Annotated in this window: 16 protein-coding genes; 12 read left to right on the plus strand and 4 right to left on the minus strand. The window is 37.6% G+C overall.

Going from position 1 to position 18,796, the window contains the following annotated elements; all coding sequences use genetic code 11:
* Positions 1-80 precede the first annotated feature (80 nt).
* The 9 genes from ND2E_RS02605 to ND2E_RS23215 all read left to right on the plus strand — a co-directional run bounded on the left by ND2E_RS02605 (position 81) and on the right by ND2E_RS23215 (position 7,831).
* On the plus strand, positions 81-596 hold the full coding sequence (locus ND2E_RS02605) for a YcxB family protein (RefSeq protein WP_033095533.1): 516 nt from the start codon (positions 81-83) through the stop codon (positions 594-596).
* Between the two features lie 41 nt (positions 597-637).
* Complete coding sequence (locus tag ND2E_RS02600; protein ID WP_033095534.1) at positions 638-1,516, plus strand: sulfite exporter TauE/SafE family protein; 879 nt, start codon at positions 638-640, stop codon at positions 1,514-1,516.
* A gap of 95 nt (positions 1,517-1,611) precedes the next feature.
* Positions 1,612-2,622, plus strand: coding sequence for an extracellular solute-binding protein (locus tag ND2E_RS02595; RefSeq protein ID WP_150113802.1), 1,011 nt, complete (start codon positions 1,612-1,614; stop codon positions 2,620-2,622).
* Positions 2,623-2,699: 77 nt separating this feature from the next.
* On the plus strand, positions 2,700-4,247 hold the full coding sequence (locus ND2E_RS02590) for an ABC transporter permease (RefSeq protein WP_223303698.1): 1,548 nt from the start codon (positions 2,700-2,702) through the stop codon (positions 4,245-4,247).
* Positions 4,244-5,320 (plus strand): ABC transporter ATP-binding protein, encoded by a 1,077-nt coding sequence (locus ND2E_RS02585; protein WP_033095536.1) that lies wholly within the window; start codon positions 4,244-4,246, stop codon positions 5,318-5,320. Before ND2E_RS02590 ends, ND2E_RS02585 begins: the two co-directional genes overlap by 4 nt.
* 121 nt (positions 5,321-5,441) lie before the next feature.
* Positions 5,442-6,212, plus strand: coding sequence for a response regulator transcription factor (locus ND2E_RS02580; protein WP_033095537.1), 771 nt, complete (start codon positions 5,442-5,444; stop codon positions 6,210-6,212).
* Between the two features lie 180 nt (positions 6,213-6,392).
* Positions 6,393-7,121 (plus strand): 1-acylglycerol-3-phosphate O-acyltransferase, encoded by a 729-nt coding sequence (locus tag ND2E_RS02575; protein ID WP_033095538.1) that lies wholly within the window; start codon positions 6,393-6,395, stop codon positions 7,119-7,121.
* Between the two features lie 36 nt (positions 7,122-7,157).
* Entirely contained in the window at positions 7,158-7,508 is a 351-nt protein-coding gene (gene rraB / locus ND2E_RS02570; RefSeq protein ID WP_033095539.1) for a ribonuclease E inhibitor RraB, read from the plus strand.
* A gap of 167 nt (positions 7,509-7,675) precedes the next feature.
* Positions 7,676-7,831, plus strand: a complete 156-nt coding sequence (locus tag ND2E_RS23215) for a hypothetical protein (RefSeq protein ID WP_190277869.1) — start codon at positions 7,676-7,678, stop codon at positions 7,829-7,831.
* Between the two features lie 69 nt (positions 7,832-7,900).
* Here the strand turns inward: ND2E_RS23215 and ND2E_RS02565 are convergent, their stop codons facing one another.
* Positions 7,901-8,923, minus strand: a complete 1,023-nt coding sequence (locus tag ND2E_RS02565) for a LacI family DNA-binding transcriptional regulator (RefSeq protein WP_033095540.1) — start codon at positions 8,921-8,923, stop codon at positions 7,901-7,903.
* 255 nt (positions 8,924-9,178) lie between these two features.
* On the opposite strand from ND2E_RS02565, the gene pgi reads away from it, so the two are divergent.
* The 3 genes from pgi to ND2E_RS02550 all read left to right on the plus strand — a co-directional run bounded on the left by pgi (position 9,179) and on the right by ND2E_RS02550 (position 15,633).
* On the plus strand, positions 9,179-10,819 hold the full coding sequence (gene pgi / locus ND2E_RS02560; RefSeq protein WP_033095541.1) for a glucose-6-phosphate isomerase: 1,641 nt from the start codon (positions 9,179-9,181) through the stop codon (positions 10,817-10,819).
* A gap of 545 nt (positions 10,820-11,364) precedes the next feature.
* The gene (locus tag ND2E_RS02555) at positions 11,365-13,983 is read left to right on the plus strand and encodes a TonB-dependent receptor (RefSeq protein WP_033095542.1); all 2,619 of its coding nucleotides are present in this window, start codon (positions 11,365-11,367) and stop codon (positions 13,981-13,983) included.
* Between the two features lie 126 nt (positions 13,984-14,109).
* The gene (locus ND2E_RS02550; RefSeq protein ID WP_033095543.1) at positions 14,110-15,633 is read left to right on the plus strand and encodes a tryptophan halogenase family protein; all 1,524 of its coding nucleotides are present in this window, start codon (positions 14,110-14,112) and stop codon (positions 15,631-15,633) included.
* On the opposite strand, the gene ND2E_RS02545 is transcribed toward ND2E_RS02550, so the two are convergent.
* From ND2E_RS02545 to ND2E_RS02535, 3 genes are all read right to left on the minus strand, one after another.
* Positions 15,619-17,184: a tryptophan halogenase family protein gene (locus ND2E_RS02545; RefSeq protein WP_033095544.1), complete on the minus strand. Its 1,566-nt coding sequence runs from the start codon at positions 17,182-17,184 to the stop codon at positions 15,619-15,621. The two genes, ND2E_RS02550 and ND2E_RS02545, sit on opposite strands and share 15 nt — an antisense overlap.
* A 12-nt stretch (positions 17,185-17,196) precedes the next feature.
* Positions 17,197-17,904 carry a SapC family protein gene (locus ND2E_RS02540; RefSeq protein ID WP_033095545.1) on the minus strand — a complete coding sequence of 236 codons (708 nt, stop codon included), beginning with the start codon at positions 17,902-17,904 and terminating at the stop codon, positions 17,197-17,199.
* A gap of 94 nt (positions 17,905-17,998) precedes the next feature.
* Positions 17,999-18,715, minus strand: coding sequence for a DUF6445 family protein (locus ND2E_RS02535; protein WP_033095546.1), 717 nt, complete (start codon positions 18,713-18,715; stop codon positions 17,999-18,001).
* Between the last annotated feature and the right edge of the window lie 81 nt (positions 18,716-18,796).

Raw genomic sequence — 18,796 nt, forward strand, 5'->3', positions numbered from 1 at the left:
TTAGTTACTCGTTGTAGCAGGTCTTCTGATAGACTAGCGATAATTTTATTTGTTAACGCATCTTAGCGCCAAAATTTCTAATGACTCAATCTATTTCATATACAGCCAGCTTTATTCTGGATAAAGCCCACTATAGCGAATGTTACACTCAATCGAGTACGTTAACCCATGATAAAAAAACGTATTTTAAAGCTAATGTGCTAACTGTGTTTGGTTTGATAATATTATTAGCTACGCCTGTGAATCCCTATGCAGCTTGGTTTGTTATTGCTCTAGGGCTCCTTGAAACCGTGAGTGTTTATTATCATAAACCTTGGTGGGTGATTAGGCAGATGCTTAGTAAAGCCTCTAATAGTGAAGTAAAACTCACTATTGATGAACAAGGTATTTTGACTGAGTCTTTTCATATAAATAATCGCATCTTGTGGATTGATGTCACTCGTGTCACAGAAACAGAGTTAGGTTTTTTGATTTACTTTAGCTTAGGCAAAACAGCAATGGGTAAAGATATCGCTAGTAAAAGTTATATATCAAAAAGTTGCTTGCCAGATGAAGCTAGCAGTTTTATTAGGCAAATAAAGATTACTGTCGCATAAATTAAAGCGAGATTAAGAACAACTAATAAGTAAAAGTATCTATGGCTAAACTAACTAAACAAGCATTTATGCGGTTATCAAACCCAAAATTTATAATGCTGTTTTTAATATTTTGGTTAGGTTTGTTATTGAGCTCTAACCACACGTTGAGCGAATTAGCTGATTACATACTCTTTACTTTTTTAGGCACGCTTGGCGCCATTTTTGCAAACTCAACGGGAGCAGGTGGTGGTGTAGTGTTTATCCCCATGTTTACTCAGCTTAACTTCACTGAGCAGCAGTCAATTTCCACAAGTTTTGCAATTCAATGTTTTGGTATGACCGCGGGTGGAGTAACTTGGTGGCATCATTATAAAACAGAAAAAACAGATCTGCGTTTATGGCAAGGTTTTAAACGTATTATAGGCGTAACGACTATTGCTTCGATGATCGGTTTGAGCATTACTTATTTTTATCAAATAAATTCACCTGCAGCGTTACATACTAGTTTTAGCTGGTTTTCATTGTTATTGGGCTTTTTCATTATATTGACTGTGTATTTATTGCAACCCCATCGTGAACGAAGTCAGTTATATTATCTCGACTACATTGCATTGGTACTCATAGGTTTGTTTGGAGGTGCCATTACCGCTTGGTTAAGTGTTGGTGTCGGTGAGTTATTAGTTATTTACCTATTGTTACGTCACTTTGATATTAGTATGGCTGTAGCTGCTGCCGTTATCGTTTCTGCAATCACTGTTTGGACCGCTATTGCACAGGTTAGCAATGAGGTTTATTGGCAAGTGGTATTATTTGCAGGGCCTGGTGCCGTGCTAGGCGGAATATTTGCTAAAACCTTAGTTGCTCATTTATCGGCAACTAAGTTGAAATTATTTTTTGCCTGTTGGTTACTGCTAAGTGGTGGTGTAGGTATAATTTAATCCTTTAAATCTTAATGCGAATTATTCGCAAAAGCCTTGACAGTTGTTGTTGTCCTTGTACAATTCGCTCATCATATTTCATTGAGATACATCTTATGTTGAGAAAAGCGTTTATTACCATGTGCGTATCACTATTTTGTTTAATTACCTTTAGCAGCAGCGCTAGTGAAATGGTTAATGTTTACTCTTATCGACAACCATTTCTTGTTGAGCCATTGTTTGAGCAATTTACTAAACAATCGGGTGTTAAAGTGAATGTGGTCTTTGCGAAGAAGGGGATGGCTGAACGTTTAGCACGTGAAGGAAAGTATAGTCCGGCAGATATTTTACTGACCACAGATATTAGTCGGTTGATTGAATTACGTGATAAAGACTTAGTGCAACCAGTAAACTCGTCAATATTGAGTCACGCAATCCCTACGCAATATCAAGCACAAGACAATACGTGGTTTGCCTTAACCACTCGTGTTCGTAATATCTATTCAGCAAAACGGTTAGGCAGAATTGATCTCAATTATGAAGATTTAGCCGATGAAAAATATAAGGGACGTGTTTGTACACGCAGTGGTAAACACCCTTATAATGTTGCTTTGGTTGCCTCTATGGTCAGTGAACATGGCGAAGCTTACACATTAAATTGGTTGAAAAAAGTTAAGAAGAATTTAGCACGTAAACCACAGGGCAGTGATCGTGGGCAGGTACAAGCTATTCATCAAAAACTCTGTGATATTTCATTAGGTAATAGCTATTATTTTGGCAAAATGTTAAATGATAAAAAGCAAAAAGTTTGGGCTGATGAAGTCTATATCAATTTTCCTAACCAAAATAATCGTGGCGCCCATATAAATATTTCAGGTGTTGCCATGGCAAAATATGCCCCTAACGCAAAAAATGCTCAAGCATTAATGGAGTTTTTAGTCTCTAAACCTGCCCAAGAACTATATGCAAAAACAAATATGGAATACCCTGTTCGAGAAGATGTAGCTGTATCTAAGCTAGTTGCCTCTTGGGGGAATTATAATGTGGATGATTTAGCGCTAGAAGAAATAGCTAAGCACCGCAAAACAGCATTAAAGTTATTAGATCAAGCACAGTTTGATCTGTGATAGCGCTGTATAATAATAAAAGATGGAAATTATCTAGCTATGTAATTGCATTAGTATTGATCTTACCAATGCTGGTTATGCTAGTAGGAAGTGTTAGTGCTTCAACGAAGCTGTTTTCACATTTATGGCAAACAGTACTACCAAGCTATCTTGCAAACACCTTATTACTAGCGTTTTGGGTAGTATTATTAGCATTATTTTTTGGCGTGTTAAGTGCGTCCATCATTACGCAAACTAATATTGTTTTTAAGCAATATTTACGCTGGTTACTACTCTTGCCCCTATCGATGCCAGCCTATTTGGTTGCCTATCTATATACTGACTTATTTGACTATGCTGGCCCTGTACAGCGCATCCTGAGATCTTGGTTTGATTGGCAAACACCAAATGATTATTGGTTTTTTGATATTCGTACCTTACCTGGTGCAGCATTAATGCTGGCGTTAGTGTTATTTCCCTATGTTTATATGCTAACGCGAGGCGCTTTAGAGCATCAAGATCAAAACTTATTTCGCGCGAGTCGATTACTGGGATTAACTGCAAAACAAAGTTTCTTTAGTGTTGCACTACCGTTGGCAAGACCTGCTATTGCTGTTTCGGCAAGCCTTGTTTTAATGGAAACCCTAGCTGACTTTGCTACGGTCCAATACTTTTCTGTTAATACTTTAACAACAGCTATTTATGATACTTGGCTTGGTTATGGTGATCTTGCTGCGGCAAATACGTTAGCTAGTATTTTGGTGCTAATAATATTGTTTGTTGTGCTCGCTGAGCAACGAAGTAGATCAGGGGTAACACACCAAAGCGCGAGACCTAGCTTAAAGCGAGAGCTGATTCAGTTATCTGTTGGGCAACAATTATTGGCAAGTCTATTTTGCTGGTCATTAGTCGTTTCAGGCTTCTTATTGCCAATAGTCCTGTTGATTATTATGGCGGTGCAATACAGTGACATTACACAATTATCTGCTCTTATACTGACAGGAATGAACTCTCTAAAAATCTCTTTTTTTGCAGCAACTACTGCAGTTTTTATCGCATTATTATTAGGTCTATATCAGCGTTTACATACTGATAAATACCGCAAGATCCCTCTGCAGGTTTCAGGTTTTGGTTATGCAGTGCCGGGAACCGTGCTTGCTATGGCGATGTTATCAACTTTGGGCCCTCTCGATCACTGGTTGAATAGGGCTGGTGAGTTGTTGGGTTTTTCTGCTCCAGGGCTAATTTTATCAGGCTCACTGTTTGCGATTGTATTTGCTCTGGTTGTTCGTTTTTCAGCGATAGCTAATGGCACTATCACTAGTGGTATAACGCAAATTCCTCAATCACTCGATTATGCACCCGCATCATTAGGCGTTAATTTGTTGGGCAGTATAACTAAAGTACATTTGCCTATTTTAACCCCGACAATTTTGATGGCGTGGTTGTTAGTTTTTGTTGAAGCAATGAAGGAGTTGCCAGCAGTATTATTATTACGGCCCTTTAATTTTGAAACCTTGAGTAGTCAAATCTACCAACTTATTTCTAATGAAATGCTCGAGCAAGGTGCTTTAGGGGCAATCCTCATCGTTCTGTTTGGCTTGTTACCTATAGTGTTACTAAATAAGAATAAGGAAAGAGTATGAGTGCATTGTTATCTATTGAGCAACTTTCTATCACTCTGAAAGAGAGAAATATTATCTCAATGTTGAACTTGAGCCTGAATGAAGGAGATATTCTGGGGCTAGTAGGTGCAAGTGGTTGTGGAAAAACAACCTTACTTAATGTTATTGCGGGTTTTATTAAACCAAATGGCGGTAGAGTTTTCATTGATGACCATCTAATCAGCGATGGTGAGCACTGTTTATCAGCAGAGCAGCGTCAGGTGGGTATGATTTTCCAAGATTATGCACTTTTCCCCCATTTAACAGTAAAAGAGAATATTGCCTTTGGACTAAGTAAATTAAGTAAAGCCGAGCAACTTGAACAAGTTGATCGTTTACTCAGCCTACTGAAGCTAAGTGATTATCGTGATAGTTATATTCAACAGCTCTCTGGTGGACAGCAGCAACGTGTAGCAATTGCAAGGGCATTAGCGCCAGAGCCCAAATTACTTCTACTTGATGAGCCTTTTTCGAACATTGATGCCCGTCTTAGAAATGAATTGATGCTAGAAATAAGACAATTGTTAAAACGCTTTAACACTACAGCCATTTTTGTAACGCATAACAAAGATGAAGTCTTCACTTTTGCTGACAAAATGGCCGTGATGGTTCAGGGAAGGTTATTACAAATAGGTGCACCGAGCATTATTTGCCAGCAACCGAATAGTTATCAAGTTGCTGACTTTTTGCAACTTGGCAGTTGGCTACCTTGCCAAGTCAAGCATAAAAGCGCGCAAAGCTTGTTAGGTAAAGTTACTTTAGTTACTCACGATTTAAAGCAAGAAGATTTGCTGTATTTATTAGTAAAACCCTCTCACTTACGACTCAAGGTTTCCATTGATGAAAATAGCTACCCTAATGCAGAAGTTGAATATATTAGTGTTACTGAACAAGGTTACCATTATTATGTGAGCAGCATAAATGATCCAACTAAAAGTGAGTTGTTATCGTTTTATAAGTTGAGCGTATACAGTGATATTGAGCTTTCTTTAAAGCAAAAGGTCACATTAAGTATCAGGCCACATGAGTACTTATTTTTTAGCAGGCCTGACTAACTTCATCATAATTTTGTTTATTGCAAGGTGTTACAGTTTTATAACAAGCTATTACAGTCTCTTTGAAAATTTATTTTATAGTTTAATCATCAAAAAATTATTTAATTTTAAGGAGTCTGTCATGGCATCAAGTATTGAACTTGTTGAAAATACACAAGCACTTGAAACTAAAGGTGATAATCAATTACAACAAAAGCTACTATTGATTGAAAATGATCATTACCTCAGTAAAGCGTTTTCAGATAACGGTCATCAGTCGACTTACCAAACCACAGCAATTCGCGCAGGTGAGGTTTTAAATCAGGAGCTTGAAAACTACTTGGTAAATCATAGACCAAGCATGATAGTGCTAGATGTCGGCTTTTCTGACTGTACAAAATTATTAATAATACGAGATCTTCGCGCTTTATTTGACGGTCTACTTGTTATTGTTACGAACAAGAATAGCGAACAAGAGCAGGTTGACGCGTTTAAGTTAGGTGTGGACGACTATTTATTAAAACCCCTTGATAGTCGAATATTGATGATGCGAATTGAGGCTTTATTTCGTCGTCAAAATAGTAAGGCCAATCAAGTTAAATTAGCAAGCTTAACAATGGGAGATGTGTGTTTACAGCCCAAATCACAAAAGTGTTTTATTAATGGTGAAGTAGTGAAGTTAACAACCTTTGAATTTAACTTACTGAAGTCTCTGGTCGAACATCAAGGAAAGATCTTATCTCGAGATCAACTCTATAGTACTTTACTTAGACGAGTATATAATGGAGTAGAACGGACCTTGGATGTGCGAATGTCACAATTACGGGAAAAACTAACTATCGCAGGTATGAAGAATAACCAGATAGAAACAGTATGGGGTCAAGGCTACATGTTTAACAATATAGCGTCTTAGTTTAGCCATTTACAAAGTGTTCAATATTGCATTGCTAGCAAAATAAATAGCGCAGTATTGGACTATTATGATCCCCATAGCCAATTCCTAGCATAAATAAATAATAGCTTTACCTTATTATTTGTTTTTTCTGTATACTCGCCCATATTATTTTTTTAGCTAACAATGCTGGAGTATTATTTGCTAGCTGTAATCCGTATTATTTTAATGACCTTGGCGTTATTTATCATTTGCATTATCTCTATTTTATATTGTTTATTACGCCCTTTTCATCGTAATAATGTTTATCATACAGCAACATTTATAGGGAAAATTACCAAACTTATTGGACTTGAGGTCGAGTTGAGAGTTCCTGCATCGATTAAAGATATTGGTCCAGTTGTGTGGATGGCAAATCATCAAAATAGTTATGATCTTATTACTCATGCTAATGCTGTATTGCCAGGTACTGTCAGCGTAGGTAAAAAAAGCTTAAAGTGGATTCCTATTTTTGGACAAATGTATTGGTTAACCGGTAATATTTTGATTGACCGAAAAAACACGAATAAAGCAATTAATACTATTGAACTTACCGCAGATAAAATAAAGAAAGATAAGCTTTCTGTGTGGATGTTTCCTGAAGGTACACGCAGCCGAGGTAGAGGTTTATTGCCTTTTAAAACAGGGGCTTTTCGTACCGCTATTCAAGCAGATGTTCCGGTTGTGCCCATTTGTGCCAGTAATCAAGAAGGAACTATTAATTTAAATCGATGGGATAATGGTAAAATTATTATCGAATTCTTAGATCCAATTCACCTTGATGATACCAGCCGAGATAGTTTGCGATCAAAAGTCAATGACGTTCATGAATTAATGTCCACTAAAATTGAGCAATTATCGATTGAAGCTGCGGCTTATCATAATAAATAACCCTCGTTGGTAATAAAACTTAAATAGGTAATGAAAATGATTGATGAAGAACTACAACAATGGTTTAGCCATACTGAAATGCTAATTTCTGAGCTTCTTGAAGATGGAACAAATGACGAAGTCTATCACACCATTGAACATCACTTTGCCAGTAGTGATTTTGATTTATTAGAAAAGGCTGCTATCGCTGCGTTTAAATTAGGGCACGAAATTGAAGAGCCTGAAGAAGCTGAATTAGAAAATGGCGATAAAGTCTTTGCATTTGATATTGCGACAGAGCAAATGCTAGATGTGGATTTAATTAAAAAAGAAACACAAGCTATGTTTGAGTTGGCAAAAAAATGTGGTGTCGACTATGATGGCTGGGGCACATATTTTGAAGAATAATCTTAGAGCGTAGTTAATTACGTTAAGGCTTGAACACCTGTACTAAATATCTTAATATGTGCCGAATAACTAGTCAGTTTCTCCCAGCTGACTAGCTGGCGCTTACTAATTTGAACCAGCTGATAGGTAAATTTAACAGGATTTTAATACACTAAGGAAAGTAAACCATGGAATGGCTTAGTCGTGCACTATCACAAGAACCTACTGTACTCGCTCTCTCGATAACAGTTGTTATAGCGATTTTTATTTTTGCAGCAAGAAAAGCACACTTGAATCACTTAGCAAGAATGAAAAAAATAGACGATACGTTTAACATTAAATAAACTGAATCCATTATTCTTTAGGTTATTTAAATCATAATGCTTGTATTATTTCTGCATAAAAATTATGGGCTAACATTTTGCTGTTGAGTCTCTGATGATGAGTTTTGGAATGTACTGGCTGATAGTTGTTTGATTCTTTTGCTTACGAACTTGACTGATTAGTAAGTTTGCCGCATCTTCTGCTATTTGGTTATTTGGCTGATCAGCGGTAGTCAGTTTTGGCCACGTTTGTCGAGAGAAGGGGCTATTTTCAAACCCTACGATGGATAATTGTTCTGGAATAGATATATTCATTAGTCTTGCGGCAAATAAAGCACCAGCCGCAATCTCATCGTTACAGGAAAAAATTGCGGTTGGGCGCGTCTTATTTTTTTCTACAGACATCAACTGTTTTGCACCACTAACACCTGAATCAAAAGAGTATTCTCCTTCGATAACTAGCTCTTTATCAAAGTCAATGTTACTTTCTTTTAAGGCCCTTCTGTATCCTTTGTAACGCTCAACGGTTGACATGTGTTTTGCATCACCAGCAATAAAGCCAATATCTTTATGCCCTAAATCAATGAGGTGTTGAGTAATTGTTTGTGCAGCATCTCTATCATTCACCATAACGCAGGGGCTAAGTTCATCTGGAGCCACGTCACCAGACATGATACGGACGACTTTTACATCAAGGGCTACCAATGACTGAACGAACTCAGGCATTTCGGATAAAGGGGGAGTCAAAATTAAGCCTGCAATGCGCGCATGCTTAACCATACTTACTACCTCTTCGGTAATATTTTTGTCTTTAGCATCGCATGGGTGAATTAATAGCTCAAAGCCTTGCTGTTTGCAGGCAGACAAGATGCCTTCTTGCATATCAATGATGTAATAAGCGTTTGGGTTATCGTAAATATAGGCAACAGAAAATGATTTTGCACCGGCTAAATTACGCGCGGCTAAATTAGGTTGGTAATTTAACTCTTCGACAGCCTTTTGTACTTTTTCTCGGGTTAATTGACGCACTGAAACTTCTTTGTTGATAACACGAGAAACAGTTTTTATTGATACGCCCGCTTGTTTTGCTACGTCATTGATTGTTGCTTTCATCTACAGATAACCTTGTTCTTATTTTTATAAACATACTGACTTTGCCAGAATACAGTAATTATTGCATAGCCAGTCCGTAGTAATCTATAAGACTTTACAGTATTATTTAGAGTAACAGTAATTGACAGCGCTGTCATTTTTTTATAATGTAGTATGAAAAGATTACAAATCATCATGGTTCAACAATACAAATACTCATGTTAACTGTAATGATAACGTCGATAATTGTCTCAAAAACATCTTATAGGAATTAGTATGTCGTCTCGTCAAACTCTTGCTAGCTGGAAAAAGCTTCAGCTACTTGCCCAAGATAAAAAATCACAGCACATGAATACCTTGTTTGCACAGGACAGCGAACGTTTTAATAAGTTCTCTATCGAATTGCCAAATATGTTGCTCGATTATTCTAAAAACTTAATCGATACAGAAACACTCGATGCATTATTAGCACTTGCTGAAGAGACACAAGTTTGTGATTGGCGAGCAAAAATGTTTGCTGGTGAAAAGATAAATAAAACTGAGGACCGTGCAGTATTACACACGGCGTTGCGTCGTCAAAGCGATGAAGCCTTCATTATTGAAGGAGAAAATGTAACTGAGCATGTGAAAAATCAATTAGCAGAGATGAAAGTCTTTGTAAACAAGGTACGTCAGGGGCATTGGTTAGGTTACTCAGGTAAACGTATTACAGACATTGTTAATATTGGGGTCGGCGGCTCAAATCTTGGCCCACAAATGGTAACCGAAGCGTTAAAGCATTATAGCGACGGCAGTGTAAATGTTCATTACGTCTCTAATGTTGATGGGGCACAAATTGCTGAAGTGTTGCGTCCATTAGAGCCAGAAAAAGTTCTGTTCATTGTTTCGAGTAAAACGTTTACTACCACTGAAACTATGACCAATGCTAGTACAGCCATTAATTGGTTAACAAGCGCTTCGTTTGATGAGACCTCAGTTGCAAAACACTTTGTTGCCGTTACTGCCAACAAAGAGAATGCTATGAGCTTTGGTATAGAAGAGCAGAACATTTTTGATATGTGGGATTGGGTCGGTGGTCGATTTTCGCTTTGGTCAGCGATAGGTCTAGCGATTGCGCTGGATCTCGGCTTTGATAAATTCGAAGAATTACTTGCAGGCGCTCATGATATGGATCAGCACTTTATCGAGGCACCGTTAAAAGATAACCTTCCTGCTATTCTGGCATTGATTAGTGTTTGGAATACCACTTTCCTTGGCTCTCAGTCACAAGCTATCCTGCCTTATGATCAAACTTTGCATATGTTAACTGCGTATTTGCAACAAGCTGAAATGGAGAGTAATGGTAAATCGGTTAGCTGGGATGGCGAGGAAATTAAATATGCAACTGTACCCTCTATTTGGGGAGAGTTAGGCATCAATGGCCAACATGCTTTTTATCAGTATTTACATCAAAGTAATAATGTTGTGCCAGCTGATTTCATTGGTTCAGTTAAAAGTGTTACCCCTGTCAAGGGACATCATGAAACCTTGATGGCCAATTTTTTTGCCCAGACACAAGCCTTGATGGCTGGTGTTAATGAAGAGCAAGTTCGGGCCGATCTTAAAGCAAAAGGTCGTAATGCTGATTACATCGACAAAGTTGCTCCACATAAAGTGCATAAAGGCAACAGACCGACAAACACCATTTTATTGAAGTGCATCAACCCGAGAAATTTAGGTAGCTTAATTGCAGCTTATGAACACAAAATATTTGTTCAAGGCATCATTTTACAGATATGCTCTTTCGATCAATGGGGGGTTGAACTGGGTAAAGGTCTAGCTGCAGAAATACAGAATGAGTTACAAACTGACAATATTTCAACTCAGCATGATTGTTCAACGTCCAGCTTACTGAAGTTTTATCAGTCGGCAAAGTAGTCAACCGATTAAAAGGTAGCATTAATTTACAGCATACAAGTCGTGACGACATAGACTTATCTAAGGTTTATTCTGTAAGCTAGAAATTGGCGGTAGTTGATTCCAAGACCAAAGCTAATACCATAACTAATGGTATTAGCTTTTTTTTATCTGCCGTTCAAATTTTCTCATAAAATATTCAGCTAGTTTATTCATATTATTTTAGTGATTTTTTATTCTTAAAAAAGGTATATAAATTCATCTTGCTATATTTTACGTGTTTTTATTATACGAAAACTGATAATTATTTCGATAGTTACGATTTAATGACAAAAACAACAAATAAATAATTCCTTTTTATTCAGTTGCTTAGTAATTATATGTAATCATTATGCAGTTTTGAGTTAATTTATTCTGGTCAAACGTAAAAATAAACGGTATGGTTTATTACGTCTTATGACAGCGTTGTCATTAAATATTGACAGCGCTGTCGTAAAACCAGATTCATTATTATAAGTAAATATAAAAAACATTTTAAAAAACAAAACGTGTGTAAGGGAAAGTCGATGTCAACTATAACATTTAAAAAAGGCGTGTTAGAGAGCTCAATAGCTCTGATCCTAGCTGGTGTATCATCACAAGCTATGGCTGCCGAAGAAGCCGCTTCTGAAATAAACAAAGACGAAGTTGAAGTCATTCAAGTAACCGGAATTCGTGGCTCATTAAAAGCATCCTTAAATGCTAAGCGTTTTTCAAACGCTGTAATGGATGCTGTATCATCAGAAGATATTGGTAAATTTCCAGACGGTGATGTTGGTGAGTCATTAGCACGTATTCCTGGTGTTGCAGTTAACCGTCAGTTTGGTCAAGGTTCACAAGTTTCAATTCGTGGTGCTTCTGCACAATTAACACGTACTTTATTAAATGGGCATAGTGTTGCTTCTACTGGTTGGTATGACCAACAAGATATTGACCGCAGCTTTAACTATTCAATGTTACCTTCAGAGTTAGTTGGTGGTATTGAAGTATACAAATCATCGCAAGCTGACATAGTTGAAGGCGGCGTTGGTGGTACTGTTATCGTTAAAACTCGTAAGCCATTTGATCTTGATGCAAACACACTTTTCGCAAGTGTTAAAGGCGATTACGGTACAGTTTCAGAAGAAGTTGACCCAGAAGTATCTGCTTTATACAGCTGGAAAAATGATGATGAAAACTTCGGTATTTTAGTTGCTGGCTCTGTCGCTGATAAAGAATATCAACGTAATGGTATTGAGTCTTTAGTCGGTTGGGGTGATATCGTTCCTTCAACTTTCCAACAAATGCGTAAACGTACTTCACTAAACCTTGCAGTGCAATATGCTCCTACTGAAGAATTAGAGTTTGGTGTTACAGTAACAAGCTTAGACCTTGAAGCGGATAATTTAAATACCTCTTTATTTACAATGTTCCCAGATGATAAAGATGCTATCTGTGAGCAAACCAATGCCGATAATACTTGTACATTCTACCGTCGTCCAGGTACTGGTGCTAATCCTGGTTGGGCACAAACATGGGCTCGTTCAACAGGAATGACGTCGGATACTTACGATTTTGATTGGAAATATGAAGCTGAAAACTTTACCGTTTCTGGTCGAGTAGGTAATACTAAATCTGAAGGTGGTACCAACCTTACTTCGAACTACGGTTTTTTCATTGGTACGCCAGCTGACTTTGCTGGAACATATGATGCCACAGGCGATGTAATCGCTATTGATATTGCAAACAAATCATTTGATGCGAGTGATTTCAATGCAGATATTGCATCAGCTGGTTGGGCACTAAAAAAACAACCTAACTCAGACGAAGAAACTTATGTAAATATTGATGTTGAAGTTCCTGTAGAGTTAGGCGCAATTAGTTCAATTAAAACAGGTTTCCGTTACGCGGACCACTCTGTTTCACAACAAACATTGAATGCTAACTCTTCAGATATTGTTGGACAAGATGCTTCAGCATTTTACTCTGGTACTATGACTTCAGGTGCTGGTTTTACCTTACCTAAGCCTAACTTTGATGCCATGATTTCTGATTCATACTCATTTATCGACGGTTATACTGAGGCTAAAGATGGTTACGGTACTGTAGAGGAAGAAAACTTAGCTATATATGCTATGGCTGATTTTGATGGTGAAGGTTTCCGTGGTAACTTCGGTTTTCGTTACGTAACAACAGATGCATCATCTGACTACTATGCATTAGATGCACAAGGTCAGTATGCTGATAGCTTATCAACTGATAAGGTTGAGTACAGTGAAGTATTACCAAGTATTAATGTTGCTTTTGATTTAGCAGAAGATGTTATTTTACGCATGTCTGCAGCACAAGTTATGTCTCGCCCTAACTATTCTGATATGTTTGCTAGCTCTGGTTTACCAGGTTACAACGACGGTACTGCTGGAAACGAACGTGTTCAGCGTGGTAACGTCACACTAAACCCATTCAAAGCATTTCAATCGGACTTAGGTGCGGAATGGTACTTCAGCGAAGAGGGTATGTTCAGTGCAACTTACTTCTTAAAAGAAGTGAATACGTTTGTCACTACAGTGCAAAAGCTTAATCAACAAGTAGGTATTGAAGATAATGATCTGATTGCAGCAGGCGGCAGTACATGTGGTGTTGGTGTTTATGACTGTTGGACTATTATTGATAAAGAAAATGCCACTGGTGGTAAAATTAAGGGTGTTGAAATACAACTTCAAGACGCTTTTGAGAATGGTTTTGGTTACTCTGTAAACTATACCTATGCTGATGCAGGCTCTCCAGCATCTAACTACCCTGACCAAATTGGTGTTTTCTCAGATTCATCTAAACACACTGTAAATACAGTCGGTTATTATGAAAATGACAACTTCTCAGCGCGTTTAGCTTATAACTGGCGTTCAGAGTACATGATTCGTGAGTCTGGTTTCTATGGTCAACGTCAACATCAAGACTACGGTACATTAGATTTAAGTACAACTTGGTCTGCGACAGATTACTTAGACGTCACCTTTGAAGCAGCGAACATTCTTGAAGAAGATAGTGTTCAAGTAGGTGTTGCATCAGGTGATGCAGAAGTTAAACCTGAGCTTAGACATGGCTACCCAGCATGGAGTTTCGAAGGTGAAGCTCGCTATAAAGTGGGCGTAGCTGTACGTTTCTAAACGGTAATTTGTAAGCTGTATAATGAGAAAAACCCAGCCTATGCTGGGTTTTTTTATAAGCCAATTACTGTATTGTTAGTAGCATAAAAATTACCTTGAAGTGCTCAAATATTAGGAGTTCTATCCATGAAAAAAATTGTTGTTGTTGGTGGGGGCACGGCAGGTTGGTTAGCTGCTAATCATTTAGGCAAAAAATTTAAAGGCAATGGTGAAGTTACAGTTACTTTGATTGAATCTCCTGATATTGCCCCCATTGGTGTTGGCGAAGGCACTGTGCCAAATATCAGGAAAACCTTATCAAGCTTTGGTATTAGTGAAACGGAGTTTATTCGAGAGTGTGATGTAACGTTCAAGCAATCCATTAAATTTGTAAATTGGATGGATAAGCAAAAGCATGGCAACGATAATTTTTTTCACCATCTATTTGATGCACCTGATAAGTTTTCTGAGGATTTAACTCCTTACTGGCTAAAGCATGGGCAAGCTAACAGGTATGCCGATATGCTTTCCCCTCAGCATAGTGCGTGTGAACATAATAAAGCGCCAAAATCAATCACTACACCAGAGTATGAAGGTATGCTCGGCTATGCTTATCATTTAAATGCGGCTAAATTTGCACATTTATTATGTAAAAACGCGGTAGAGAAGTTTGCTATTGAGCATATAAAAGCAAATGTTACTAATGTTGAATTAAGTAACACTGGCAGTATAGCTGCATTAAATACGAAAGAGCTTGGTAAACTGGAATTTGACTTCTATCTAGATTGTACTGGTTTTGAGTCTTTACTGTCAGGTAAGGCGCTTAACGTCCCCTTTGTGGACAAGTCTAAAGAATTACTGGTTAATTCTGCATTAGTTGTGCAAGTACCTACTGAAGAAACCGATGAAATACCACCTTATACCGTTGCCACAGCGCACCAGGCTGGCTGGATTTGGGATATTGCTTTAACTAATCGTCGTGGTGTCGGTTTTGTTTATTCTGATAATCACATGTCTGATGATGAAGCTAAAGCTAAGTTGGATCACTATTTAAAAGGCAACTCATCAGGGCTTACTTATCGTAAGTTACCAATGAAAGTGGGGCACAGAGAAAAGTTTTGGCATAAAAACTGTGTGTCATTAGGCCTAGCTCAAGGTTTCTTAGAGCCGCTAGAAGCCACTTCTATTTTGTTGACTGATTTTGCCGCAAGCTTTTTAGCCGATCGTTTTCCTGAATCAAACGAACAAATGATTCTGTTGGAGCAGCGTTTTAATCATGTGATGGGTTATGCATGGGATAGAGTTGTAGATTTTATTAAATTACATTACTGCATTTCTGATCGCACAGACTCAAAATTTTGGATGGATAATCAGAAAGAAGAGACTATTCCTGGCTCATTAAAGGCACGTTTAGACTTATGGCAGCAATTTAGCCCCCAAAAAGAAGATTTTTTTAGTAAATTTGAAGTATTTGATTATGACAATTATTTATATGTACTTTACGGAATGCGCTATAAGACTCAGTTAGCATATTTACCGAGCTCTGATCATGATAAAGCAAAAGAGCAGGCTGAACGTATAAAAGCTATAGCGGCTCAACTTAACCTTCAACTGCCTAATCATAGGGAGTTAATTAATAAAATTAAGAAGTACGGTCTACAGGATGTCTAACCGTTCACCGTATACTTTTTCAAGTTGCTCATTATGGTTATAAAACTGTTTGCTTACTTGGTGGCAATACTTGATTATTTCAGTGGTAGGGGCAACTTTAGTATTTGCACTTGGCTTATTTAATGAGGTTGGAAAGTGTCCTTTACCAGAAAACAAACAATACCAACTCGGTGCGAAGTAAGTTAACTCGGCATTATGTCGATGCAGCTCTGCTTCGAAGTCTCCACCTGGTGTACTCCAGGCAGAAAGTAACGCCTTTAAGCGTGCCGAATTATTCTTATTCTCTCTATTATCACACCAGTATTTACTATCAGTACGCGAATTTAGGCGATAGTGAGCGACAATGTAATCTTTAATACTTTCAAAGACTTCATTTAACTGGCTATTATAAATGTCTTGTTGGGCTAAAATGTCCCTCTTACTTAGCTGCATATCTTCGTAACTACTAATGAAAGACTCAACTGTATGTTGAATTAACATCAATGCGGTTGCTTCTAATGGCTCGATAAAGCCCTGCGATAATCCCACAGCAAGCACATTTTTATGCCAATGTTGGCTTAAGCGACCTAAGCGCATTTTAATCATTCTAGCTTTTTCACCTAGACAACTTGGGCCTATATGCTTTCTTAGTTCTTTCTCTGCCTCTTCATCACTAATATATTTAGAAGAATAAACATAACCGTTTCCATAGCGATTACTGAGGGGGATCTGCCAGGCCCAACCAGCAGAAAGGGCAGTAGATGTTGTTTGAGAAGGAATGTCCCTTGAACAATCGATAGGTGACTGTATGGCAATAGCTCTATCATTAAATAAACAGTCACTGTAATCGACAAAGTCAACGTTAAGCGCTTGTCTTATTAGACGTGCCGCAAAACCTGTGCAATCAATAAAAAGATCTGCACTTTGTGCAGCATTACGCTTAGTTATCACACTAGATATTTGGCCACTATCATCTAATTCAACACCATCAACAGTATCAGTTAAATGATTTAACCCCATATTTAGCAGGCGTTTTTTTAAAAAATCACCAACCAAAGCAGAATCAAAGTGGTAGCCATAATCCATTTCATCGCTTAATTGCTGGCGAGCGATTGGTGCTTTAAAGCTTTTTGCTAAATAAGATTGAAGCCAATAATTATCAGGGTGAGCCGGTACATCTACACCTTCACGCCTTAAACGAGCATTATGCATAAAGGCATTGCCTGTTTTCCAATCAGCCTGAGAATAAAAAGGGTGTATATAAGCAGGATAGTCAGCAAAAGCGGGATCATCAGTATTAGTCCAGCCAGGAAAACTAATGCCGCATTTATAGGTAGCATTGCATTGTGGCATCCATTCTTGCTCACTTATACCTAAGTGATTGAAAAATAATCGTAATGAAGGTGTTGAACCTTCGCCTACGCCTATTTTACTTATCACATCAGACTCTATCAGTAATATCTTGGTGCCTTTTTTAGCCCATGCTTTATGAATAAGACTCGCAGCCATCCATCCAGCGCTACCGCCACCAATTATTATTATTTTTTTAGGTTGTGAGCTGATTACTGACATATTAACTTCTCTCTATTTTACTTCGAATTCATTTTGTTTGATTGCCAAGCGAGTAATCTGGTGTAATGAGGCTAAGTGCGCGTAAATTAACGGTAGTAAGCCTTGTAATCTAAGTTCCTCAAACTCTTGTGCAGATAGAGCGTTTAATACCTTCTCATCAATGAGGTAGATCCCGCTAAGTAACATAGGCTCTTCTTCACGGGCTAACTTCACGTTTAATTGTTTAGAGGTGAGAAGCTTCTTTTGGGCAAGAATATGGATGATCGCTTGAGTTTGCTCTGTAAATTCAGCAACACTTAACAATGCTTGTGTTTTTCTCTTTAAGAATTCAGTTTGTCGGCCTTGTTCGTCGAATAAGGCTTCACCGCTATCGGTACTTATAAATGAACTTTTTTCATCAAAACAAACGGTGACTTCATCACTATTGTCACTCGTTTTTACTAAACTAAGTGGTGCGTTGTGAAAGCCTATGGGAGCTACTGCGCAAGTCCATTCCACATCTTGGCAATAAAGGTTAATACCTGATCTAATCCCCATTACTGCGACACTGATAAATTGCCCAGTCTCTTCATTCTTTACGAAAACAATAGGGAACTCAGTGGACAGTGGAATGAAGTCTTGGACAGTTATTGGTATCAAATGCTGGTTCTTAAAACGAGAAACGTCATTAGATTTTTGTATTCTTAGGTTTGCATGTTGCTTATTATTTAAAGGTGTCATGAAAATTTATACTCCAGAGTTGTCTTTTATAATCGTTTATAAGGATCATTTTTTAATAAATAAAATAAAAACATATTTATAACGGAATTGATGATTACATTATGTTGATACTGGCAAATGAAGAAATAGATAATCTACCTTGATTTAAATCACCGCAGTAATTATTTGATGAAGCCAAGTTTGCACTATGTAGGACATTTGCTGGGTAAATAACTAAACGGTTAAATTTAGCGTCAATAGTCAGGATTTTCTCAAAAAGGCTTGTGCTCTCAGTAATGTAACCATCATGGTCTCCCTGGCTATCGGTTACTTTGGCTACTATCTCAGGTAATACCGATTTGTGCTCTTGCTGAAACTGCACTAGTTTTTTTGGCTTGTAACAATAAAAACTAGTCCCACCAAGCTCTTGTGAAGATAAGTAATGAACAAAAGCATAATCGTCATTATGACAAGAGTCGACATGTGGCATTTTTTGATTCACGGTAAGTAGTGATGGTTCGCAAGTCACTAATGATAATAAACTACTATAAAAACTCGTTTGATAGCATGACTCAGGTCTAGTATCTGGCAAAATAAACGTTTCAAAAAAATGCTTTAATAACCGGGTATAAGGCATCGGCATTTTATCCCGCATACCAGGAAATAAAGTGTTATCAGCAAACATTGGCTTAAAATAAGCAATGTTATGAGCAAAATGAGTGACAGCGTCTGTATTAAATAGAAATTCATCTATGACCAACACATGCAAAGAAGTCCCGGGAATGGAAAGTTTTTGCAGGCTATAGTCTGGATTTACTTTTATATTTTTCATTTGACTCATAGTTGATGAAAGTAATGTGAGTAATAGTAATTTATATTGAATAAATCAACAGTTCAAAAATCAATATACTTA

Origin of the sequence: Colwellia psychrerythraea (genome assembly GCF_000764225.1) — a bacterium.
In the GTDB taxonomy this organism is placed as follows: domain Bacteria; phylum Pseudomonadota; class Gammaproteobacteria; order Enterobacterales; family Alteromonadaceae; genus Colwellia; species Colwellia psychrerythraea_D.

Coding starts and splice junctions, on each gene's coding strand:
- pgi (WP_033095541.1), top strand. CDS start 9,179: ATGTCGTCTCGTCAAACTCTTGCTAGCTGGAAAAAGCTTCAGCTACTT.
- ND2E_RS02585 (WP_033095536.1), top strand. CDS start 4,244: ATGAGTGCATTGTTATCTATTGAGCAACTTTCTATCACTCTGAAAGAG.
- rraB (WP_033095539.1), top strand. CDS start 7,158: ATGATTGATGAAGAACTACAACAATGGTTTAGCCATACTGAAATGCTA.
- ND2E_RS02605 (WP_033095533.1), top strand. CDS start 81: ATGACTCAATCTATTTCATATACAGCCAGCTTTATTCTGGATAAAGCC.
- ND2E_RS02540 (WP_033095545.1), bottom strand. CDS start 17,904: ATGACACCTTTAAATAATAAGCAACATGCAAACCTAAGAATACAAAAA.
- ND2E_RS02590 (WP_223303698.1), top strand. CDS start 2,700: ATGCTAGTAGGAAGTGTTAGTGCTTCAACGAAGCTGTTTTCACATTTA.
- ND2E_RS02535 (WP_033095546.1), bottom strand. CDS start 18,715: ATGAAAAATATAAAAGTAAATCCAGACTATAGCCTGCAAAAACTTTCC.
- ND2E_RS02600 (WP_033095534.1), top strand. CDS start 638: ATGGCTAAACTAACTAAACAAGCATTTATGCGGTTATCAAACCCAAAA.
- ND2E_RS02565 (WP_033095540.1), bottom strand. CDS start 8,923: ATGAAAGCAACAATCAATGACGTAGCAAAACAAGCGGGCGTATCAATA.
- ND2E_RS23215 (WP_190277869.1), top strand. CDS start 7,676: ATGGAATGGCTTAGTCGTGCACTATCACAAGAACCTACTGTACTCGCT.
- ND2E_RS02545 (WP_033095544.1), bottom strand. CDS start 17,184: ATGTCAGTAATCAGCTCACAACCTAAAAAAATAATAATAATTGGTGGC.
- ND2E_RS02580 (WP_033095537.1), top strand. CDS start 5,442: ATGGCATCAAGTATTGAACTTGTTGAAAATACACAAGCACTTGAAACT.
- ND2E_RS02550 (WP_033095543.1), top strand. CDS start 14,110: ATGAAAAAAATTGTTGTTGTTGGTGGGGGCACGGCAGGTTGGTTAGCT.
- ND2E_RS02595 (WP_150113802.1), top strand. CDS start 1,612: ATGTTGAGAAAAGCGTTTATTACCATGTGCGTATCACTATTTTGTTTA.
- ND2E_RS02555 (WP_033095542.1), top strand. CDS start 11,365: ATGTCAACTATAACATTTAAAAAAGGCGTGTTAGAGAGCTCAATAGCT.